The organism is Owenweeksia hongkongensis DSM 17368, from assembly GCF_000236705.1.
GTDB classification, from domain to species: domain Bacteria; phylum Bacteroidota; class Bacteroidia; order Flavobacteriales; family Schleiferiaceae; genus Owenweeksia; species Owenweeksia hongkongensis.
In genome coordinates this window covers 2150814-2173606 of the sequence record NC_016599.1, presented here as the reverse complement: position 1 = coordinate 2173606, position 22793 = coordinate 2150814, and the positions used below count along the sequence as shown (strand labels likewise).

At 41.1% G+C, this 22793-nt stretch carries 22 protein-coding genes; 9 read left to right on the top strand and 13 right to left on the bottom strand.

Annotated elements, in window-relative coordinates:
* Position 1 precedes the first annotated feature (1 nt).
* Genes OWEHO_RS09750 through OWEHO_RS09740 form a run of 3 tightly spaced genes read left to right on the top strand, consistent with a single transcriptional unit; the run spans position 2 to position 3682 of the window.
* Positions 2-1660, top strand: a complete 1659-nt coding sequence (locus OWEHO_RS09750; RefSeq protein ID WP_014202311.1) for a lipase family protein — start codon at positions 2-4, stop codon at positions 1658-1660.
* A 2-nt stretch (positions 1661-1662) separates the two neighbouring features.
* Positions 1663-2913, top strand: a complete 1251-nt coding sequence (locus OWEHO_RS09745) for an outer membrane protein assembly factor BamB family protein (protein WP_014202310.1) — start codon at positions 1663-1665, stop codon at positions 2911-2913.
* Between the two features lie 22 nt (positions 2914-2935).
* On the top strand, positions 2936-3682 hold the full coding sequence (locus OWEHO_RS09740) for a hypothetical protein (protein ID WP_014202309.1): 747 nt from the start codon (positions 2936-2938) through the stop codon (positions 3680-3682).
* Here the strand turns inward: OWEHO_RS09740 and OWEHO_RS09735 are convergent.
* The 3 genes from OWEHO_RS09735 to tyrS are packed head-to-tail and all read right to left on the bottom strand — an operon-like array spanning position 3679 to position 6445.
* Positions 3679-4536 carry an anti-sigma factor gene (locus OWEHO_RS09735; protein ID WP_014202308.1) on the bottom strand — a complete coding sequence of 286 codons (858 nt, stop codon included), beginning with the start codon at positions 4534-4536 and terminating at the stop codon, positions 3679-3681. The two genes, OWEHO_RS09740 and OWEHO_RS09735, sit on opposite strands and share 4 nt — an antisense overlap.
* Positions 4537-4544: 8 nt before the next feature.
* Positions 4545-5096 carry an RNA polymerase sigma factor gene (locus OWEHO_RS09730; RefSeq protein ID WP_014202307.1) on the bottom strand — a complete coding sequence of 184 codons (552 nt, stop codon included), beginning with the start codon at positions 5094-5096 and terminating at the stop codon, positions 4545-4547.
* Positions 5097-5149: 53 nt separating this feature from the next.
* Positions 5150-6445: a tyrosine--tRNA ligase gene (tyrS, locus tag OWEHO_RS09725; RefSeq protein ID WP_014202306.1), complete on the bottom strand. Its 1296-nt coding sequence runs from the start codon at positions 6443-6445 to the stop codon at positions 5150-5152.
* A 74-nt stretch (positions 6446-6519) separates the two neighbouring features.
* On the opposite strand from tyrS, the gene OWEHO_RS09720 reads away from it, so the two are divergent.
* Positions 6520-7542, top strand: coding sequence for an NAD-dependent epimerase/dehydratase family protein (locus OWEHO_RS09720; RefSeq protein WP_143764565.1), 1023 nt, complete (start codon positions 6520-6522; stop codon positions 7540-7542).
* On the opposite strand, the gene OWEHO_RS09715 is transcribed toward OWEHO_RS09720, so the two are convergent.
* The 3 genes from OWEHO_RS09715 to OWEHO_RS09705 are packed head-to-tail and all read right to left on the bottom strand — an operon-like array spanning position 7530 to position 10067.
* Complete coding sequence (locus OWEHO_RS09715) at positions 7530-8000, bottom strand: DUF4296 domain-containing protein (RefSeq protein ID WP_014202304.1); 471 nt, start codon at positions 7998-8000, stop codon at positions 7530-7532. The two genes, OWEHO_RS09720 and OWEHO_RS09715, sit on opposite strands and share 13 nt — an antisense overlap.
* Positions 7984-9321 carry a dihydroorotase gene (locus OWEHO_RS09710; protein ID WP_014202303.1) on the bottom strand — a complete coding sequence of 446 codons (1338 nt, stop codon included), beginning with the start codon at positions 9319-9321 and terminating at the stop codon, positions 7984-7986. Before OWEHO_RS09710 ends, OWEHO_RS09715 begins: the two co-directional genes overlap by 17 nt.
* 17 nt (positions 9322-9338) lie before the next feature.
* Entirely contained in the window at positions 9339-10067 is a 729-nt protein-coding gene (locus OWEHO_RS09705) for a polyprenol monophosphomannose synthase (RefSeq protein ID WP_014202302.1), read from the bottom strand.
* Positions 10068-10223: 156 nt separating this feature from the next.
* On the opposite strand from OWEHO_RS09705, the gene OWEHO_RS09700 reads away from it, so the two are divergent.
* From OWEHO_RS09700 to OWEHO_RS09680, 5 genes are all read left to right on the top strand, one after another.
* Entirely contained in the window at positions 10224-11384 is a 1161-nt protein-coding gene (locus OWEHO_RS09700; RefSeq protein WP_014202301.1) for a sensor histidine kinase, read from the top strand.
* 2 nt (positions 11385-11386) lie between these two features.
* Positions 11387-12514 carry a radical SAM family heme chaperone HemW gene (gene hemW / locus OWEHO_RS09695; protein ID WP_014202300.1) on the top strand — a complete coding sequence of 376 codons (1128 nt, stop codon included), beginning with the start codon at positions 11387-11389 and terminating at the stop codon, positions 12512-12514.
* Positions 12515-12536: 22 nt separating this feature from the next.
* Positions 12537-13292, top strand: coding sequence for a cyclase family protein (locus tag OWEHO_RS09690; RefSeq protein ID WP_014202299.1), 756 nt, complete (start codon positions 12537-12539; stop codon positions 13290-13292).
* A gap of 104 nt (positions 13293-13396) precedes the next feature.
* Positions 13397-14446, top strand: a complete 1050-nt coding sequence (queA, locus tag OWEHO_RS09685) for a tRNA preQ1(34) S-adenosylmethionine ribosyltransferase-isomerase QueA (RefSeq protein WP_041628150.1) — start codon at positions 13397-13399, stop codon at positions 14444-14446.
* A 133-nt stretch (positions 14447-14579) separates the two neighbouring features.
* Entirely contained in the window at positions 14580-16085 is a 1506-nt protein-coding gene (locus OWEHO_RS09680; RefSeq protein WP_014202297.1) for a hypothetical protein, read from the top strand.
* Between the two features lie 110 nt (positions 16086-16195).
* Here OWEHO_RS09680 and OWEHO_RS09675 read toward each other — a convergent pair whose 3' ends face one another.
* The 7 genes from OWEHO_RS09675 to OWEHO_RS09645 all read right to left on the bottom strand — a co-directional run bounded on the left by OWEHO_RS09675 (position 16196) and on the right by OWEHO_RS09645 (position 22676).
* Positions 16196-17200 carry a 2-oxoacid:ferredoxin oxidoreductase subunit beta gene (locus tag OWEHO_RS09675; RefSeq protein ID WP_014202296.1) on the bottom strand — a complete coding sequence of 335 codons (1005 nt, stop codon included), beginning with the start codon at positions 17198-17200 and terminating at the stop codon, positions 16196-16198.
* Positions 17201-17256: 56 nt separating this feature from the next.
* Complete coding sequence (locus OWEHO_RS09670) at positions 17257-17808, bottom strand: REP-associated tyrosine transposase (protein WP_014202295.1); 552 nt, start codon at positions 17806-17808, stop codon at positions 17257-17259.
* A gap of 60 nt (positions 17809-17868) precedes the next feature.
* On the bottom strand, positions 17869-19692 hold the full coding sequence (locus OWEHO_RS09665) for a 2-oxoacid:acceptor oxidoreductase subunit alpha (RefSeq protein ID WP_014202294.1): 1824 nt from the start codon (positions 19690-19692) through the stop codon (positions 17869-17871).
* Positions 19693-19694: 2 nt separating this feature from the next.
* Positions 19695-19955, bottom strand: a complete 261-nt coding sequence (locus OWEHO_RS09660) for a NifU family protein (RefSeq protein ID WP_014202293.1) — start codon at positions 19953-19955, stop codon at positions 19695-19697.
* 2 nt (positions 19956-19957) lie between these two features.
* Positions 19958-21100 (bottom strand): Mrp/NBP35 family ATP-binding protein, encoded by a 1143-nt coding sequence (locus tag OWEHO_RS09655; protein ID WP_014202292.1) that lies wholly within the window; start codon positions 21098-21100, stop codon positions 19958-19960.
* Positions 21101-21359: 259 nt separating this feature from the next.
* Positions 21360-22037 (bottom strand): outer membrane beta-barrel protein, encoded by a 678-nt coding sequence (locus OWEHO_RS09650; RefSeq protein ID WP_014202291.1) that lies wholly within the window; start codon positions 22035-22037, stop codon positions 21360-21362.
* A gap of 36 nt (positions 22038-22073) precedes the next feature.
* Positions 22074-22676 carry a hypothetical protein gene (locus OWEHO_RS09645; RefSeq protein ID WP_014202290.1) on the bottom strand — a complete coding sequence of 201 codons (603 nt, stop codon included), beginning with the start codon at positions 22674-22676 and terminating at the stop codon, positions 22074-22076.
* Between the last annotated feature and the right edge of the window lie 117 nt (positions 22677-22793).

Here is a 22793-nt window from a genome sequence, read left to right as displayed (position 1 = left end):
TATGAAAAACCTGAAATTATTACTAATAGCAGCTGTATGCGTGCTGACAGGAACGATAAAAACAAACGCACAATGTGATCCGGGCGATACGGTAATGGTAACCCTTGGAGATACGATAATGGATATTGCGCCTAAAGCATTGAATAATGTGGTGCACTTTTATAAAACAGCTTCAGATAGCGACCGGGTAATATTCCTTATGCCAGGCTTGGGCGGTGACCAGAATGCTTGGCAAGATGTACATGACGAAACAGATGGGGTTACCAATGAGGATCCGCTTTATGCTGCCCGAAAGGCTGAGGTGGTAAAGTTTGGAGAGCCAAACGGCCCTGGATATACAGAGGCTGCTGGACTTGCAGCCGCTGGTGGGGATATATATGACGACATGGTAATACAAAATCTGGCGTTTAGCCCGCCAAATCGTGAGAATAATATTGCTATTGGTCATAGTCAGGGAGGTTTGGCTCTTAGAGCTACAGATTACTACATGAGAAATACGTCTGGCAAAAACCCGCAATTTGGTGGCTTGGTAACCTTTGGTTCGGCCCACCAGGGTGCTGAGATATTGACCAATGGATTACCAGCAAGTATGGGGGGGCAGGGTATGATAGGGGATATGGCTAATGAAATGTGTGATGATTTACTTGCTGGGCCTCTTTCCGAAGCTATATACGGATCTAATGCATTTTATGCGAAACTGGTCAGACTACTAAATATTGATGATGATATTTTGGATGCTAAAACTGCATTTTGTGATTTTGTAACAGGTGATTCCGTACTGTCCGTTGTTGCAGCAAGTGTAACACCCAATATCACTACCGATTATATGGCGCATAATGAAAATTATTCTGGTTCAAATTATTTGCTAAATACGCTTAATAGCTATGCACCGAATATTCCGATGGTTGCTTTTTATGGAGAAGAAGAAGAGCCTGTATTTTGGAGACAAATGGGGTCTTTGCGTAAGGGTGTTTATACTTATAATGCGTTTCAGGCAGATCCAGATCAACAACACGTTGATGATGCTAATGACATGAGGATAAATTACTATACCAAGTATTTAATATATAAAGGTCATGCTGAATGGCAACAAAACCAAATTGATAAGATTGCTAACATGTGGCACTACTTTTTTAACCCTGTTTCTACTATCATACAGCTAAATATTCACACAAGTAAACGAACACGGTATTTGAAGGTGATGGGTGACTATCATGTAGGTTATGATTTCTTAAAAAACACCAATAAGCAGTGGAAAGCCATAATTGGTGCCTATAAAACAAACGTTCAGCAGAATGGCTATATTTGTGAATGTGAGGAGCTTAATGGAGGGAATGGGGTTTCGATAAATTGGGTGGCCACTGCGGCTGAGTGCCCTCCGGGTGTGACCTACTTGCCGGGAGGTATAAAAAGGATTTGTTTGCGTTATCCAAATATAGAAACCGTAGTAACCCATAAGCCCAGCGATGGTATAGTATTGGCCGAAAGCGCCAAAAACCTACCTGGGGCTACAGTAAACCCGGCTTTGAGTGATGACGATTATAAACTGGAAAACACAAACCATCAGCAATTGAGAAATAGTAGTGAAACACGGGAGAAGTTGAATAGGTTGTTTGATTATAATGACTATTCTAATTTCTTTATCACCAAACCGAGATAGATATGAAAATGGTATTCTATTTATCTATGCTAATTATGGCTTGGGCTTGCAAAAAGCCTGAGCCACTCTCTCCAACTCCACCCGGGACTAATGGTAAAGACACTTCGTTACTGCAAATGGTATGGAAAGTACCCATGGCACCTGATGAAAGACAATCGCAAGGAAGACAACCTCTAATGTATAAGGGCGACCTGATTTGTAACTCAGCACCTTCTATGAATGGCTTCTCAATTTGGAGACTGGATGGGAAGAGCGGTGAAAAAAAATGGAGTTGGAATGACTTCGGAGGAACTCCTTCCATTCCTTATAATAACCATCAATTAATTTATGAAGATAAGTATGCGGTGAATAATAATTATGAGACTAATGTGATTGATTTCGAAACGGGGAATCTCAGTTGGCAATATTTAGTTCCCAATAAAAATGGGCACCCAGGTATTACAGAGGTAGATGGATATATTTATCACAAGCATACTTCAACATCTTGGCCTGCGTCAAAAGTTTATTTGGTTAGATCTCCGTTCAATAACGTGAGGTGGGATACTATTTTTACATTGTATGCAGATTCAATAGATGGTTATTCACCATTTATACACGGCCCCACCTTATGGATGAGCCCTTCCAATGATAGCATATTGGTTATTCAAAACCGTAGCTGGAAGTTTGGATCTAACCAGGATGGACAGATTGACCTGTATGGTTACAATCTTTCTAAAAAGAAGGTGGAGTTTGTAATGGAAGACATTGAGCCAACGGGTAATTCCAATGTTCTTCCTCCCGTGATTGAAGATAACAGGGTGTACGTACTTGGAAACCGCAATCTGCACTGTATAGATTTAGTAAAGCGCGAGTTTATCTGGCAAAAGGGCTTCCCCGGATCAGGGCATCACTTAATGCTTTCTAATTTAATTATTGATGGAAACCGTTTGATAGTGAAGCCGGACAATGATGCTATTTATGCTTTTGATAAATATACGGGTGATTTGCTATGGCATACTTTTGAGGCAGGTCATAGCCCTTCGCACATGCAGTTTTATAATGGTATGGTGTTTTACACAGCGGAGGGCGATGGAAAATTGTTTGCCGTTCGTACCGCCAATGGCCAGATTGTATGGGAAGAGGATTCGCCCCATGATGGCGATAGGAAATACACAAGTGCTGCGTTTCAAAATGGTGTGGCCATCAATGAAGAGCTGGGCTATATCTATGTACACGATGAATACTTTATGATGTGTTTTAAACTCCCGGAATAATTTAACCCAAGTAACTAACAAAATGAAAGCAATTAGAACAACTCTCCTTTGCCTGTTATTAGCAACTTATGGCAATGCTCAAAAAGTAAGTGTAAGCCCTGTGGTTTCGGCAGGTTATTCTCTAATAAAGTACTTTAATGACGATGGGAGCAAATTAGAAACTGATGAAGGAAAGTTCCCTACTCCTGCCTATACCCGTGGCATGGCTCTTCGTTTTTCGATAGATTTATTTGATTGGATGGATTTGAGTTTGCAAATGGGAGTTCAATACACCTATTTCGATTTGTTTATTGATGGGGACTTTAGTATGAAAGGGTATGAAAATGCTCCAGACTACACTCTTGATTGGATACACATGGGATATGAACAAAATTTAATGTATTTTGCTGTTCTTCCTGAGTTTAGCATACTTCCCGAAAAGCAATTGTTTGTTCGCTTGGGGCCTGCCGTCAACTTCCCCGCCAAAGACGGATATTTAAACACAGGTTCACCTAGTTATAATCCGATATCAGTTATAGATAAAGATGGATATCACCATTACGGAGTTGAGGATTTTAATCCTAATCAGTCACACCCTTATATGCTTCTCTTTAACATTGGTGGCCAGTGGGGGACTGAAAAATTGAAATTCCTGGTAGAGGGTGGTTACATTCATATACCAAAGTCAAAATTTGAAAAAGGTGATTATGTGTTTAGCGGACATTATTTGCCTAGTACGGGCTTTAGTATACTTCAAGTTTCAGTTGGGGTTAATTATTATTTCAACTAACCCGCCACAGGCTCGCCATACACATACATCCGTTCGATAGTGGGTGAAGGCACACCACCAGCTTTTTCAAGGGTTACCGCAAAAGCATCAGCACCAGGAACTTTGCCCATAGCCATTAAGTTTTCTTTGGTGTCGTCAGCATCAAATACACCCATATCTATAGGCTTTCCATCTTTCAAGGCCCATAGTTGGTACTGCATTCCTTCGGGGGCATCAGGCAAAGCTTTTACGTCCAGATATACTATTTCTGATGTTGAATTCCAGTGTACATCGGCACGATATTGAGGGTCACGACCTTCAATGGCTTTCATAATAAAGGTGGCAGTTCCAGCATCTCTAAGCACTGCAAGGTTGCTTTGAGCATCTTTAAAGTTGGCTACCATCACCTCATTCTCACTTTCTAGTTCAGCAACTCGCAGTTGGGTTTTAGATATTTTCTCTTCTTTATCCTGAATAGATTGATACTGCATGGCATTGTAGCCAAGGCTAATAAGCAGTGCTACAGAAGCAGCTATTGCTATAGGTGAAAAGCCAGACTTTTTGTTTTCAGCGGGAGCCATGGTTCTTACCACTGGTTCTTGTTGTGTGTCTTTTTTGGTAGGAGTAGATTTTTGGCCTTGTGAATTATTTGCCGCTAAGGCAGCTGCTAATATTTCGTCTTTCCACTCGGGCTTGGGAGCCACACTATGGGCGGTAGCATAGCCTTCTAGGCTAGCACGCATTTCATCAATGGCCTGTTGCACTTCTGGGTGCTTTTGGGCCATTTGCTTTACCTCGGAAGCTTCGGCATCAGTAAGCATCCCTAGTACGTAGGTTTCAATAACTCCTGATTCTATGTATTCTTTAGTATTCAACTTTGTTCTTAGTTTTCCGGTTTAAAAAATTTGCGCAGCTTCTCCATGCCAGCTTTGGCTCTACTCTTCACTGTCCCCAATGGAATGTCAAATTCTTCAGAAATTTCTTTCTGTGTATACCCGCCAAAATAGGCGAGGTCAATCACTTGTTTTTGTTCGGCCGGAAGGCTGTCCACAACTTCTTTAAGCCCGATGTGATCGGGACTAAAACCTGAGTGGCTTTCAAATGCATATACGTGATTATCCAGCTCTTGGTTTTGGTTCTGGTTTTTATTTCTCTTAGAACGCAAATAGTCAATGCAATTATTGCGAGTAAGGTTTAGCATCCACGTGTACAACGCACCCTTGGTGGCATCGTACTTGGCATGGTACTTCCAGATTTTAATAAAAGTTTCTTGGAGGAGGTCGCGGCTGAGGTCGCTATTGCGCGTCATTTGCAAAAGCACCCCGTACAACGCACCGGAATAGGCGTCATATATAAAGCTCAGCGCAGCTTCATTACCAGCTGTAAATTCCTCAATGAGGTTTGCTTCGGTAATTGTGTGTGATTGATCTAGCAAAAGTTAAAGTTTAACTTGTTTAAACCCAAAATCCAGGATTTGTTCAAATCTAATCATATTACCTTAATGAGGAAATAGTTCTTCTTCCCCTTTTGAGCAAGAATGTATTGGCCACTGATTACATCATCCTGAGTAATCTTCTTTTCCAAAGTCACTTTATTTTTGTTGATGCTAAAGCCATTAGCCTGAATCATTTTGCGGGCTTCACCATTAGAACTAAAAATTTGCGTTTGCTGTGCCCCAAAGGCAATTATGTCCAATCCATCATTAAGTTCGGCAGCAGTAATTTCAAATTGAGGTACACCGGAAAAAATATCAGCCAGGGTTTCTCCATCAATATTGCGAAGTGAATCTTCTGTAGCTTTTCCAAAAAGGATTTCAGAAGCCTTAAGAGCGTTCTCCAAATCTTCTTCAGAATGGACCATGGTGGTCATTTCCTCCGCTAACTTCTTTTGTAGGGCACGCTCATGTGGAGCTCCTTTGTGCGCAGTTACCAAGCTGCTGATTTCGTTTTCATCCAGCATGGTGAAAATCTTGATATAGCGCTCAGCATCATCATCAGAAGTGTTTAGCCAAAATTGGTAAAACTTGTATGGGCTGGTCAGTTTCTTATCTAGCCACACATTACCTTCTTCTGTTTTCCCGAATTTGGTTCCATCAGCTTTGGTAATAAGTGGGCAGGTAAGGGCAAATGCAGTTCCTTGCGCTTTTCTGCGAATGAGTTCAGTACCGGTGGTAATATTTCCCCACTGATCCGAACCGCCCATTTGCAACTTGCAGTTCATTTCCCTGTAAAGGTGAAGAAAATCATAACCTTGTACCAATTGGTAGGTAAACTCTGTGAAAGACATTCCCTCAGCATCTTCGCTGGTAAGACGTTTTTTTACAGAATCTTTAGCCATCATGTAATTTACCGTAAGGTGCTTACCGATGTCTCGGATAAAATCAAGGAAGCTAAAGTTCTTCATCCAATCGTAGTTGTTTACCAACTTGGCGGCATTGGGCTCGTCAGATGTAAAATCAAGAAAGCGCTCTAATTGCTTTTGGATAGATGCCTGGTTGTGGCGGAGGTCTTCTTCCGTCAGCAGATTGCGCTCCTTACTTTTACCGGAAGGGTCGCCAATCATACCTGTAGCACCACCGATAAGAGCTAATGGACGGTGGCCTGCACGTTGAAAATGCTTCAACATCATTACTCCCACCAAATGACCAATGTGTAAAGAGTCGGCAGTAGGGTCGATGCCCACATAGGCCGAAGCCATTTCTTTTTCAAGCATCTCTTCAGTTCCGGGCATAATATCATGGAGCATGCCTCTCCAACGTAACTCTTCTACAAAATTTTTCTTCATCGGGGGATATAATTTCTTCGATTGACGGGCAAAAATATAACTTCGCGCAGGCTAATCAAAGATTACGAAAGGCATTGGACGAAACTATTTTGGTAACCGGGGCAACCGGGATGTTAGGAGCTCACGTTTTGTATGAGCTAACAAGTGCAGGCAAGGCGGTGAGGGCTGCTTATCGCGATGAAGCTAAGCAGGATTTGGTGGCCAAAATATTTTCCTACTATACGGACTCTCCCCAGAAATTATTGGATAAAGTACATTGGGTACAGGCTGACCTGATGAACATTGCGGATGTTGAAGATGCGATGTCTGGAATATCAGAGGTATATCACTGTGCTGCTTTGGTTTCTTTTGATGATAGGGATGACGACAAGCTGATGAGCGTAAATCCACAAACTACGGCCAATGTGATAAACGTTGCTCTGGAATTTAAGATTCGCAAACTGGTTCACGTAAGTAGTGTTGCAGCTTTGGGAAGAGCTACACAGGGTAAGCCTATAGACGAAAAAGCCCAATGGGTAGAAAGTAAACACAATAGTGTGTATGCAAAAAGCAAGTATCTCTCTGAGCTAGAAGTGTGGCGAGCTACTGAAGAAGGTCTTGATGCGGTGATTGTAAACCCAACTATTATTCTTGGTCCGGGAAATTGGAAGGAGGGAAGCGCGGCTATTTTTAATACGGTGGCCAAAGGTTTTAAGTTTTACACGGAAGGTGTAAACGGCTATGTGGATGCTCGTGATGTAGCGGCAATTATGGTAAAGCTTATGGCTAGTAATGTTTCAGCGCAGCGCTTTGTAGCTGTTGGTGAAAACGTAAGTTACCGTGAAGTTTTCAATCAAATAGCGGAGGAGCTTAATGCTCCCAAACCTACAGTACATGCCAAGCCTTGGATGGGTAATATTGTGTGGAGAATTGAAAAAGTGAAATCTATTCTATTTGGCGGAAGGCCCATGATTACAGAAGGGACGGCCAAAACTTCGCATCAAAAAAACTATTATACCAATAATAAGGTGCAAAAAGAACTTGATTTTGAGTTTCGCCCTTTAAGAGAAACTATTAAAGACCTTTCTGCTTTTTACAAGCAAGATTATTCTTCCTGACCTTTTTTTGTTGAGTCATTAAGCGAATCGTTTTGAGCCTTTACTTTCTTCGTAATATCACTTAAAGGCCGTGCAATAGTGGTTTGCTCGCGCATAATATCATCCTGAACAGAAGAGCGAGGAGCAGTAGCCTCTATCTTATTTAGGTTTTCAATTACCTTTTCATAAATCCCCTCCATCAAATCTGGATTGGAGGTGTAAAATCGAAAACTCTTTTCAAACTCTGCTTCGGTAAGATTGTACTTTTGATAAACCTTGGCTGTATAAACTGTAGCCGGAATAGTATCTCCCATTATTTTGTTCCCCACCTTAGCGCCTTCTACCAAGTGAAAATCGGTTAGGATTTTCACCATCATAGAGTCAGAAACAGTGCCCTCAGGAACAATTACTTCTACAGGATTGCCACAGGAAACCAGTGCAAATAATACTATCGGAATTAGCTTAGCGGTCAAATTCAAGGCGCATCCCTTTTTTGCTATCGTTGATTTTACCATTATCAAATACCACATTACCATTCACCAAAGTGTGAGTAACGCGTGAGCGGAAAGTAACCCCTTCAAATGGTGACCATTTACACTTGTACAAAATGTTGTCCTTATTCACAGCCCATGGGCGCGATGGGTCTAAAATCACCAAATCAGCAAAATACCCTTCGCGAATAAACCCTCTGTCTTTTACTTTAAAGATAGTTGCTGGATTGTGGCACATTTTGGTTACCAAAGTTTGGATGGTCATTTGCTCATCACGCACAAACTCCATCATGGCAGGTAAAGCATGTTGCACCAAAGGACCACCGCTCGGGGCGCTGGTGTAGGGTTGTAATTTTTCCTCAAGCGTGTGTGGGGCGTGGTCAGTAGCAATTACATCAATTCGGCCGTCTAGCACTGCTTTCAAAATAGCATCACGATCAGAAACTTCTTTTACCGCAGGGTTCCACTTTATGAGTGTTCCTTTTTCAGCATAATCTTCAGCAGAGAACCAAAGATGATGAACGCATGCCTCGGCAGTAATCATTTTTTTGTCAAGCGGCTCTTTGGTAAATAGCTCAGTTTCTTCAGCTGTACTTATGTGGAAAATATGTAGACGCGTTCCGTGCTTTTTAGCAAGCTCCACAGCAAAGCTGGAAGACTTTAAACAAGCCTCGCGACTACGGATGTCCGGGTGAAATTCAATCGGAATGTTATCGCCATAACGATCTTTATATTGCTCAAAGTTGAAGCTGATTATACTTTCATCTTCACAGTGAGTAATTACCGGTACCGGGCTTTCGCTAAAAATGGCATTCAATGCATTTTCATGATCTACCAACATGTTTCCAGTGCTGCTTCCCATAAATACTTTTACCCCTGGTATAAGCTTTGGATTTATCTTTTTGATTTCGTCAACATTGTCATTGGTCGCACCAAAGTTGAAGGCAAAGTTGGCCACCGAGTCTTGCGTGGCAATCTTGTATTTATCTTCAAGAATATCTAGTGTAACCGCTGCCGGACGAGTGTTGGGTTGCTCAATATAAGAAGTGATACCACCTGCAATGGCAGCTCTTGATTCAGAGGCAATGGTAGCCTTATTGGTAAGTCCGGGCTCACGAAAGTGAACCTGATCATCAATAACTCCCGGGATAAGATATTTGCCATTGGCATCTATCAAATGGGTGTCGCTGTTTATTTGGCTAAGGTGCTTATCAATTTTGGCAATGCGGCCATCTTCTACCAGCAAATCACCATCAAACACTTTACCCTCATTTACTATCCTGGCATTTTTTATCAGGACTCTTTTCATAAAAATAACTCTTGAAATTATTTATACCTCTTCATGATATTACGCATCTTAAGCTGTAATACCCCAAAAACTGCTTCGCGAATAATATTGTTCGACATCTTGGAAGTACCCACTGCACGATCAGTGAAGATCACAGGTATTTCCTTGATTTTAAATCCAAGTTTAAAAGCTACGTATTTCATTTCTATCTGAAATGCGTAACCAACAAATTTGATGCTGTTAAATTTGATGCGCTCAAGCACCGCCCTGCGGTAACACATAAATCCTGCCGTAGTGTCTTCTACAGGTATACCTAAAATTATACGGACATATCTTGACGCAAAAAAGCTTAGTAATACCCTGCTCATCGGCCAGTTTACCACATTCACACCCTTTATATATCTTGAGCCAATGGCTACGTCATAGCCCTCGTTGGCGCAAGTTTCGTAAAGCCTTACTAAGTCTTCAGGGTTGTGTGAGAAGTCGCAATCCATCTCAAAGAAATATTCAAAATCACGCTCTAGCCCCCACTTAAAAGCATCTAGATAAGCTGTACCCAAACCTTTTTTGGCTCCACGCTGCATCAGATGAAGCTCTTCGCCATATTCTTTTTGCAAACGCTGCACAATATCAGCTGTTCCGTCAGGCGATCCGTCATCTACAATGAGGACGTCAAACGGACGTGAGAGGGAAAAAACCTTGCGAATCATAGGTTCTATGTTATCCTTCTCGTTGTAAGTGGGAATTACTACTACAGCGTTAGACAATGGTTTACAGCTTTGATTTAAATATTAAAGTGGCAAAAATAACCAAACAAATGGCTCGCACGCGAATTCATCAAAACGATTAGTAAATGACATTGGTATAGTGAGGTGCAATATTTAACAATTTGTTTTGTTTTGTACTAGCAATTAAGACTACACATGGATTTTTACGGAAAAAAGAACCTTTGGAAATTTATACTTTTCATGTTTGCGGTGCTAATTGGTGCTGCTACTTTGTGGTACACGGAGTCCTTTTTGGATGAGTTACGCGATCAGGAGGTGATCAAAGTAAAGCAGTTTGGATTAGCCATGAGTAATATTATTCTAGCGGAGAATAATAGTAATATAATTTTTGAGCAGGAGTTCATTCAGTCAAACAATACGATACCTATTATTATAGTAAATGAGGGTGGCGGTGTAGTTATGAGCAGGAATGTTGATCTACAAAAGAGTAAAGATCCTAAGTGGCTTGCCAATAAAATGGCGGAAATGGAGGCTGAGTTTACGCCAATTGAAATTAAGGTGTCAGATGAGATTACTCAATACCTGTATTATCAAAACTCAATACTACTTACCAAGTTGAGGTATTATCCTTTTGTGCTTTTAGGTGTAATATCCTTATTCATTATTATAGCATATATAGCCTTTAGCAATGCACGTAAAAGCGAGCAAAATCAGGTGTGGAATGGTTTGGCAAAAGAAACAGCTCATCAAATAGGAACTCCACTTTCGTCATTGATGGGGTGGATGGAGTTGCTTCGCGCGAAAGAAACCGAACAGGTGATGGTAGAAGAGATGGAGAAGGACATTAACCGTCTTAACACAATTACCGATCGATTTTCTAAAATTGGCTCTAAGCCGTCAATTTCTAATCAAGATATTGTGGCGATTACTGAGGAGTCAGTTTCTTACCTAAAGGCTCGAAGTCCAAGGAAAGTAGAGGTGATTTTTAATGCTGAGGAGGCTGGGGCGTCAGCGCTAAGTGTAAAACTAAACAAACCCTTATATGAGTGGGTGATTGAAAACTTGGTAAGAAACGCCATTGATGCACTGGAAGGAGCCGGAAAAATTGAAGTACGCATAAGCGATATGGGTAAGCGCGTAAAAATTGAAGTAGAGGATAATGGAAAGGGTATTCCTGTAAACAAGCAAAAAACAATTTTTAGGCCTGGATTTACTACCAAGAGCAGAGGTTGGGGTCTGGGACTCAGTCTTGCCAAACGAATAATTGAAGAATATCACGGTGGAAAAATATTTGTTGCACAATCAGACCCCGGTAGAGCCACAATTTTCCGTATTTTGTTGGATAAAGAAACCTAGACTTGTCAGGCATATATATCCACATTCCGTTTTGTAGTAAAGCATGCGTTTACTGCGATTTTCATTTTTCCACTTCTTTGAGCAAAAAGAAGGAGGTGATGGACGCTATTTGTAAAGAAATAGAGCTTCAGAAACATTACCTGGAAGATAAAAATATCAATAGTATTTATTTTGGAGGCGGCACGCCATCCTTGATGAACAGTGAAGAATGGGAGCCTGTGTTTGAAGCCATTGATATACATTTCGACATATCACGCGATGCAGAAATTACACTTGAAGCGAATCCGGACGACCTTACTAAAGGAAAATTAAAGCAGCTTTATAGTTCACCGTTCAACAGGCTTTCTATCGGTGTGCAATCTTTTGATGAGGAAGATTTGCAGTTTATGAATAGGTCGCACAATGCGCTGCAAGCCAAACAATGTATTGAAGAGGCACACCATGTAGGTTTTGATAATCTAACGATTGATTTGATTTACGGAATGCCAGGTCGGAGTGAAGAGCATTGGGAAAAACAGCTTATGCAAGCTTTAGAATTTGACCTACCGCATATTTCGGCTTATGCCCTTACTGTAGAAAAAGAAACGGTGCTTGAAAACTGGATAAAGAAGGGTAAGGTGCAACCCGTGGATGAGGTGTTGGCTGAGCGCAATTATTATTTTTTAGGTAAGATACTGGAGCGAGCTGGGTATGAGCATTATGAAGTTTCAAACTTTGCAAAACCGGGAATGCGCGCCAAGCATAATTCCGCTTACTGGCAAGGTGTTCCCTATTTAGGTTTGGGGCCATCGGCTCATTCTTTTAATGGTGATTCACGCCAGTGGAACGTGTCTAATAATCATCTTTACGTTAAGGCCATTCAGGAAGATGATGTGCCAATGGAAAAAGAAACCTTATCGGTGGCTGATCGTTTTAACGAGATGGTGATGACCTCTTTGCGAAGATGCGAAGGGATTGATTTAAATAAAGTGGATCACGATTTTGGGGCAGATTTTACCGAGCACCTTTTTGAAGAAGCAAAGCTCATGATGAAATCGGGTAAGTTGGTTCATGAGAACCGACATCTTTTTATTCCGGATATACATCGCTTTTTTAGTGATGGTATTGCTTCGTCACTTTTCTATATTTGAGATTTTACAAAATACTTAGAGCATGAAGTTTACAATCGAGCACTGCGGTGATGCGTATGAATCTGATTTTGCCCAAGGCATAGATTTATCCTCTGTGTTAGGTCTTCCCGGCAAGGAGCTTAAAGCTTGGTGGGCAGATGATGTGGATATTTCTCCTGTGGTAAATGGCGATTGGATTGGAAGCGTAGAAAAAGGTGCGCCAGTAAATTTCTTCAACATTAAGTTCAATCCCCATGGAAATGGGAGTCATACCGAAACGTATGGGCATATTTCCAAGGAAAAAGAAAGCGTACACAATTATCTTAAGAAATATCACTTTGTAAGTTGGGTGGTAAGCCTAGCTCCCGAAAAAGCTAAAAATGGAGACTCAATAATTACACTTGAAGCTCTCAAGAAATCTCTTACCAAATGGCACGGGATTGAAGCGTTGATAATAAAAACAGGAGACTACAAAGATGGTCATGATTTTAGCGGAAGCAATGCCACCTATTTTGAACCTGAGCTTTTAGCTTTTATTCGAGATAGAGGTGTTGAGCACGTGCTGGTGGATTTGCCTTCGGTAGATAGAGAAGAAGATGAGGGTAAGCTTTTGGCACATCATGCTTTTTGGAATTATCCTGAAGATCCGCGCGATGGATGCACCATTAGTGAACTTTTGCAAGTGCCTTCACAAACTAAGGATGGACTTTATCTCTTGAATCTGCAAGTGGCAAGTTTTGCAAATGATGCATCGCCATGTAGGCCGGTAATTTATCCACTTACTAAAGTTGGTTTTTGATTTTAGCTTCTGAACATTTCGCTGCATTTACAATTATATTTAATACTTTTGCCGACCTTTTTTAGTATTAATCATTTGAGACAAAAGCCCGTAAGCTTATGAAAATGAAACTTTCGCATTTCACCTATGACCTTCCAAAAGAACTCATAGCTGATCGCCCAACCCCACATCGTGATGATAGCCGCCTAATGGTGGTAAACCGCAAAGCAGGAACTATTGAGCACAAGATGTTCAATGAAGTTCTTGATTACTTTGATGATGGTGATATCATGGTGTTGAACAACACTAAAGTTTTTCCAGCCCGTATGTACGGAAACAAGGAAAAAACTGGTGCCCGTATTGAAGTATTCTTGCTTCGCGAACTGAATGGTGAAAGCCGCCTATGGGATGTGCTTGTAGATCCAGCCCGTAAAATTAGAATTGGTAACAAACTTTACTTTGGTGAAGATGATAGCCTTGTGGCTGAAGTTATCGATAACACTACTTCCCGTGGTCGTACACTTCGCTTTTTGTACGATGGATCGTATGAAGAATTTCGCGCTAAACTTGCCGAGCTAGGTGAAACTCCACTTCCAAAATATATTGGTCGTGAGCCAGATGAAGAAGATGTGGATCGTTACCAAACGATTTTTGCAAAGCATGAAGGTGCTGTAGCAGCTCCTGTTGCTGGTTTGCACTTTAGCAAGCAGCTGATGAAGCGCATGGAAATAAAAGGAGTAGACTTTGCTGAGCTTACCTTGCACGTGGGATTGGGAACTTTCCGTCCTGTGGAAGTGGAAGACCTTAGTAAGCACAAAATGGATAGCGAGCAGTTTTGGATTTATGACGAAACCGCAAGAAAGGTGAATAAATCTATTGATGCCAAAAAGAAAGTGTGCGCTGTGGGTACCACTGCCATGCGAGCCATGGAAAGTTCAGTAAGTACTGATGGACACTTGAATCAATTTGACGGATGGACCAATAAATTTATTTTCCCTCCTTATGAATTTGAGGTGGCAAATTGCATGATTACAAACTTCCACCCGCCACAAAGCACATTGATGATGATGACTGCTGCATTTGGTGGTTATGATTTGATAATGAAAGCTTACAAAGAAGCAATCAAAGAAAAATACCGCTTCCTAAGCTATGGTGATGCCATGCTTATTATCTAAGCAATAAGACAATCCCTATATGTGAAGAGCCCCGTTTTCTGAAAAGAATTCGGGGTTTTTTTGTTGTGGATGTAAAGTTGGAGTTTTATGTTTTTATATATTTAAAAATCAATAACTAAAGACTATTACGATTATGAGAAAGTACCTTAAAGGGTTGTTTTTTCTTTCAGCTCTTCTTCAATGTCAATTATCCATTTCACAACCAAGTAGGCTGAAGTTTGATTTAGGAACACCTACTAAAGAATTTCAAGGTAATTTCAGATACTTTTTGGGGGGAGATGCTCAAAATGTGTATTCCAGGCAGCCTGAAGGAAGAGGGAACTTCATTTTTAAAATGTATGATGGTAGATATTATCGTGAAAAATACCAGGTGCATGTAGATGGTAAAACTGGTAAATATGGGGAGTATAAAGGTCTTGTTTTAAGCAACGGTTCGGCTAGAGTTTTTTCCAGTGACTTTGATGCAAAGGCCGATATAATGAAGCTATTAGTAAAAACTGTTGACAAAGATGGGAGGGAGTCTGATTTTAGCATACTTAGCCAGTTTGCAACAGATAAAAAAGGTACTGGTAACTATGTTGTTAGAGCTTCAAAGGACAATTCAAAAATAGTAGTCTTTAAGATATACCAATATGACGAGGAGGGTAATGAGAAAGCCGGAGTTGAAGTTTATGATTATGATCTAAAACTTCTTTGGAAGAAGGATTATGAGTTAGATTATTTGGATAAGGATTTTAGATTTCAAGATATAAAGCTGAGTAATAATGGGGATGTCTATGCTATTGGGAAGTATTTTACAAAAGATAATAGCATTTTAAGCATACATAAATTTACAGAAGCTGGTAATAAAGAATTGCCTGTAGAAATGGTGAATTATGGCATAAGCAACTTTGAGCTTGATGCGGATGCGGCAGAAGGGATGCTTTACTGCTACGGATGGCTTGTTCTATCTGGTGGAGGCAAGCAACATGGGGTGGATTTAAGAGTGGTGGATCAGCAGAAGTTTCTCTATAGTGAGGTTAAGGAGCTTGTGTTTAATGAAGAACTCACAAATTTACTTAGGCGTGAAAAGCGCTTTAAAGGTAAGCCACGAATTTTTGCTGATTTTGATTTCAAAGGTTTGGTTGCTAAACCAGATGGAAGCTTGTATTTGTTGGCTGAAAAGTATTATGAAAGAGGATATGAAAGCTCCTCAGGTCATAAAGTAACGGAGGAGAGGTATTTTGGTGAGATTTTAGCGGTGTCCATAAATGTAGAGCATAAAGTGGATTTTATGAAAGTGGTGCCTAAAAATCAACTAGCTAAGGCAGGAGATTTCATGGATGATAAGTATTCCTTTGCTAAGTTGGTGGATAAGGATGGTAATCTTCACATATATTATAATGACGACCCCGAGAATAAAAATTATGTACCGGGTACTGATGAACCTGCCGAAATGAAGAAAGTGGAAAAAAGTGTGTTGGTGGATTACACTATCATGGTTGATGGAAGCACCGAATACAATATTATAAAGCAAAATTCGTCAGAACACTTACCTGAGTTTCGCTTGAGTAAAAATATTGAACCGAATGTAACTTTGATTTCGATAGCAAAAAAACGTGGGGGCATGGTCTCAATAGGGACGATGATATTGCTTTAGTAGCAGAAGTAAATGAAGAGCCCTGTTCTCAATCAAGAATTCAGGGCTTTTTATATGGGTAGGTTTTTGCTCAAGTTTACTCTACTGAGTATCTTTTAAAGTCTTGATGCTTACTCCACCACCCAGCTGTTTTTTCCTTTTATCAAAGTATCCAAATCGCCTTCGCCTTGTATTTCTATGGCTTTGTTGATTTGGTTTTGCATGGCATCCTCGTAGATGAATCTATCTTCCTGATAAAAGATACCGAAAGGACGTGGACCATCATCGCTAAACATGCGGCTTAGCAAATGCGCTTTCATGGGGTCTTTAGAATCGTGAATCCACAAGTCATCGGTTGAATCTCCGTCTAAGTATTCTACTATTTCGGGTTTCCAACCATTCAGGCGCATAGCCTTTGTGTTGTTGGAAAAAAATAATGGTTCGCCCTCTACAAGATTGATGGTGGTATCTGGCTTTTGCTTTTTGTCGGTATACTGTTCAAAAGCACCATCATTAAATACGTTACAGTTTTGGTAAATCTCCACAAAGGAAGTTCCCTTATGCTGTTCAGCTTGTTTCAATATTTCACGCAAGTGAATAGGGTCGCGATCCATGCTACGAGCTACAAAAGTAGCATCAGCGCCAAGCGCCAAAGCCAATGGGTTGAAAGGGTGGTCAATGCTCCCTAGCGGGCTAGACTTAGTGTATTTTCCTAATTCAGAAGTTGGAGAATATTGTCCTTTCGTTAAGCCATAAATCTCATTATTAAAGAGAAGGATATTGATGTCGAAGTTTCTGCGTAAAGCATGAATGAGGTGATTTCCACCAATAGAAAGTCCATCGCCATCACCGGTAATTACCCATACGCTTAGATCTGGGTTTGCTGCTTTTAGCCCTGCCGCCACAGCTGGTGCACGCCCATGAATACTGTGCATACCGTAGCTATTCATGTAATATGGAAAACGTGAGCTACAACCAATTCCAGAAATAAACACCAAATTTTCACGCTCTATCCTAAGTTCTGGAAGAACGGTTTGCATCTGTTTCAATATGCTGTAATCACCACAGCCAGGGCACCATCGAACATCTTGGTCGGTGGCAAAATCTTTTGCTGTAAGGGTTGCGTTTGTGCTCATCTCAATTTATTTTTTGCTGCCGCGCGGCTGTGCCGCGTGTGCAAAGTAACATATCATTATCCGACTAATATTATTTCCAGTTCTCCTTTCTCTCCTGCATAATTTTTGGCGCTACTATACTTATAGTCCCAAGGGTTTCTAACAAAACCCGCTTTAACTGGGTTTTGATGGATGTAATTCAATTTTTGCTGGATAACATGATTGCTATAAACCTCAATTGGTTGGTTGTCATGCTGCCAAAGTTGATAATTTTTTACGTTGCTCGATTTAGCCCCAGCTTTTGCAAAAGTATCTAGCATCCTTTGACTGTTTATTTCATTGGGCTTTTCACTAATCACTTTAAGAAGTTGCCGAGCCGTAAAAGCTTTAAAGTCTCTTAGGATATCAGAAAGTGTAGATTTACCACCAGCACGTATCATAAGATGCACATGGTTGCTCATAATGCACCATGCAAATATTTCTAGCCCTTTCACTTTTTGACAATACCTCAAACTATCCACCACTATATCTTTGTAAGGGTCATAAGCAAATACATCCACCCATTCTACTACCGCAAAGCTTATAAAGTAAGCCCCTTCGGGGTTTCGGAATTTGTAGTTTCGACTCAAGAGGGTAGTTTAAAATTTTAGTTGGCACACGCGACACAGCCGCGCGGCAGCATAGGTTACTTAGGCGAATTTTTTTATTTCTTCAAAGATTTCCTTTGCTCTGAAAGGCAACCCTTGTATTTTATTTAAAGGAATAATTTGTCCTGAAAACTCTTGATTCAATACTTTGGAAAGCTGACCATTGTTAAGTTCAGGCACAATTATGGTATCAAACTTAGCAAGTGATTTTTCCAAATTATGATGGAAAGGGAAAAGATTTTTGAGGTGCAACTGAGAAACGGATAATCCTGCTTCTCTCGCCCAACGAACTGCAACTTTTGAAGCGCCCATGGTACTGCCCCAACCAACTACGAGTACTTTTCCTTTATCCTCACCTTGGACAAACTTTAATGGAGAATAGGTATCAGCAATCTTAGCCACTTTTTCCGCACGGGTTTTTACCATTTGCTCATGGTTTTCCGGGCTGTAGCTTACATTTCCTGTAATAGCTTCTTTTTCCAATCCACCTACTCTGTGCTCTTTTCCGGCCATACCGGGAATAGCCCATTGGCGGGTAAGATTTTCATTTCTTGCATAAGGTTGGTATTCTTCTCCTTTTGCAAAAGGAGGAGTAATCTTGGCAATGCTTGCTGCTTTTGGAAATTTCCAAGGTTCGGCACCGTTTGCCAAATATCCATCGGATAAAAGGATAACGGGTGTCATGCGCTCCACAGCAATTCGGCAAGCTTCAATGGCTGTTTCAAAACAATCCGAAGGTGAATTGGCAGCAATTACCGGAATGGGCGCTTCGCCATTTCTACCATACAATGCCTGAAGCAAATCAGCCTGCTCAGTTTTGGTGGGCAATCCTGTGGATGGGCCACCACGCTGTACATTTACAATTACCAGCGGAATTTCCAGCATCAAAGCCAAACCAAGCGCTTCGCCTTTTAGAGCCATTCCTGGACCAGAAGTGGCGGTAACGGCTAATGCTCCACCAAAAGATGCTCCGATGGCAGCAGTTACGGCAGCAATTTCATCTTCTGCCTGAAAGGTTTTTACACCAAAGTTTTTATTTCTGGAAAGAAAATGAAGAATATCAGAAGCAGGGGTAATCGGGTAGCCAGCAAAATATAAGTCCAGTCCCGACTTTTTTGCAGCTGTTATTAATCCTAATCCCAAAGCTTCGTTTCCTACTATATTTCTGTATTCACCAGGCTCAAGGTGTGCTTTTTCAATCGTGTATCTTGTGGCAGCTTCTATGGTTTCACCATAATGATAACCTGCTTTTAAGGCGCGAATATTAGCCTCGAGTATCTCCGGTTTCTTTTGAAACTTATCTGTTAAGAAATTAAGAGTGGGCTCCAAACTTCTGTGGTAGAGCCAGTAAATCAAACCTAGCACAAAAAGGTTGCGCGATTGATCTTTTTCCTTGTTTCCAAGGCTTAGGTCTTTTACTGCCTCACGGTTTAGCGCGGTTACATCTACGCGAAGAACTTTATAATCAGAGGAATTTATTCCCACAAGAGGATTTACATTCTCATCCATTTTTGCCAAACGCAAATTGCGCTTATCAAACCCACTTTCGTTGGCAATTAAGGTTCCGCCCTTTTTCAGGTTTTTGAAGTTCTTACTAAAAGCAGCGGCATTCATGGCTACAAGCACATCAGGCTCAGCTCCGGGAGTGTCAATCTCTACACTTCCAAAGTGAATTTGAAAACCAGAAACACCAGCCACGGTACCTATAGGCGCACGAATCTCAGCCGGAAAATCCGGAAATGTGCTGAGGTCATTCCCCTGTAGGGCAGTGGTATTGGTGAATTGGCTTCCAGCCAGTTGAATTCCGTCTCCTGAATCACCAGCAAAATGAATGGTGACCTTTTGAAGAACTTCTGTGTGCGACATATTTACGCTTCCTTGATCATTCCTATTTCTAACACTCGGCTAACTTCCGGGGCATGTTTTTTAATGGTCATTTCCACCCCACTTTTCAAAGTCATTTGGTTTACCGAGCAACCGATGCAAGCGCCATGAAGCTCTACTTTCACCGTGCCATCGTCTTCAAGGTCTATAAAACTGATGTCTCCGCCATCAGATTTTAGGAAAGGACGGATTTCATCCAGAGCAACTTTTATTTTATCTATCGTTTGTGCCTTATCTGCAATCATAATCATGCGTTTTCTTTGGCGGCAGAACATCCTGCCATCGTTGTAATTCTGGTAACCTCGGTTGGAGGCATTGTATCGTTTCTTTTTACCAATTCTTCCACCATACGTTTGGTGATTTCATCAAACGCTTTGCTTACGGGGGTGTTCACCTGAAGTGCGGCTGGGCGGCCCACATCACCGCTTTCGCGGATGCTTTGCACCAAAGGAATTTCACCAAGGAAAGGTACATTTAATTCTTGGCTGAGGTGCTTCACACCGTCTTTTCCAAAAATGTAATATTTGTTATCAGGAAGCTCGGCTGGAGTAAAGTGCGCCATGTTTTCAATCATACCCAAAACAGGTACATTGATGTTTTCTACCTTAAACATCCCCACACCTTTGCGGGCATCAGCCAAAGCTACAGCTTGAGGAGTACTCACAATAACAGCTCCGGTAATCGGCACTGCCTGCACAGTACTCAGGTGAATATCGCCAGTACCCGGAGGAAGGTCGATAATCATAAAATCCAGTTCACCCCAGTGGGCATCACGTATCAGTTGGTTCAAAGCTTTACTGGCCATTGGTCCACGCCAAACTACTGCCTGATCTGCTCCTGCAAAGAAACCTATCGAAAGTAATTTTACTCCGTAGCTTTCGACCGGCTCCATTTTGTTTACACCATCAATGGTGATAGACCCGGGTTTTACGTTTGGAACGTCAAACATGGTGGGCTGCGAAGGCCCATAAATATCAGCATCCACCAAACCTACTTTAAAGCCTTTTTCTACCAGGCTTACCGCTAAATTGGCCGACACTGTAGATTTACCAACACCACCTTTTCCGGAGGCTACGGCAATAATGTTTTTTACACCCTTGAGCTCAGCTCCACGAATCATGTTCGCTTCTTTCTGGGCTACTTCAGGGACTTCAAGGTTTATTTTGATTTTCAGCTTTTGATTTACTTCCTCGTGGATAGCTTTCAAAATCGAAACTTCAAGTTTCTTTTTGATGTGTAAAGCAGGCGAAAGGCTGATGGCGTCTACCACCACTTCATCACCAAAAATCTGAACGTTTTTTATATGCCCGGCTTCTACCAGGTTACTCTTATTGTCTGTTGATTGCACCGTTGCCAGCGCGTCTACTATTTCTTGCTTTGTATGAGCCATGAATCGGGTTTTCTTGCCTGCAAAGGTAAGTAATGTGGAAGCTTTCTAAATACTGATTTTAAAGAGAATATGTGGGTATAGGTTTTTGTGATGAGGGAGAGGGGTAGTCGATAGTCCACAGTCCACAGATCGCCTATAAAAAATTAGCAAAGTCAGCGAGAATCAGTGAAATCCACAAGTAATTAAATCCACGCAGATTCCACCGATAAGCTCAGAAAAAGAATTAGCAAGATCAGCGGAAATCAGCGAAATCTGCGTGCTAATTCAAGCTGTAGCTAAAGCCAATACCTCCACCAGCCATTAATAGAGGGTTGCCATAATCGGCTTCATTTCTCCAGAGTAAATTGGCTTCACCAAAAATATGCATTGCCCACGGGTTATTTCTTTTAAACCTAAATTGATAGATGGGTTTTAGGTAAAAGCCATATAGGATGCCGTATTTAAAATCATCCTCCTCGTAGCGGTGTCTTTTTACCCAATCGTTATCATCAATCTTTGTTTTGATTTTAGAAAGAAAAGGGAGGTATCCGCTGGCACCTGCTGTAAGCGTTAAACTGTGTTTTCCTTCAGCTGCTCTTATTTTATATCCTACTCCAGCCTTAATTCCTATTCCACTATAAATGTATTTAAAGGTCACTTCATCCGGAATGAAAGGGTCATTTGGCATTGATGGATAAAACTCATCCTGATAGTGTTCGGCTTGGGCATTTAAGTAAGAAACTTGTCCTTCCCAAATGAAATTAGATTTCTTAATGTTTGAACTATAGCCAAGGTTAAACTCAATACCAGGTGTTTTGGAAGTAGGGTCAGCAAAATTGAACTCATCTGGTTGCGAAAGCACGGAGGCATCAAAGAAAACCTGCTTTTGCTGGGCAAAGGAGTTTTGTGAAAAAATAAGAGTAAACAGCAATAGGATCGAGAAGTTGATATTTTTCATGTGAGAGGTTTATGAATTCAAATATAACATTGCTAATTACAGATGTTTCACGTTTTTTCCCCTCGGAATAACTTTCATTGCTTTGGGTGGGAATAAATGTATATCAAATCCGATAAAGTACTCTCCAAACGCAGACCATTCTTGATTTTTATCTAAGGCCCAGGCCAAAGCCATTCCTACATCTAAATGAAAAAAGCGGGAGAATGCCCAGTCAAAACCTGTGGCGCCACCAAAGAAGTTTAGACCTTTTTCATGGTAAGGTGTGAGCTCCTGACAAGCACAAAAATCAGCTCTATGATAGTTAGCTTCCAGAAATAATCTATGCTTTGTGGCGGGCAGTACATCAAGTTGAAGAAACCCTCCATACATATTAAAAGGCCCATCCCCAAAGTTGTTGTAAATACCAATGCGTTGCACCCCCGCTCTTAAAAAACGATTAAGGTCCGTGGCAATGTTAGTCGTCCAGTGGTATTCCCAATAATCATAAGGAGAACCATCGGGCATAGCATTAAGGTCATCATAAAGTATCGACCCAGAATTGCCAATAATGATGTTTCGAAAAGGTTTTACTTCCGCTCTCTGAGCTATGAGCAAAGTGCCTGACAGGAGAAGAATGAGTAGGAGGTGGGGTTTTTTCATATTCAGGATTTCAGAATAAAGAACGCAATCTGGAAAATATTCGTGCTCTGCTTTGGTGAAAGTTTATCTCTGTCGACCAAGGACTGCACATATAAATTTATTCTCCGTTAAAATTGC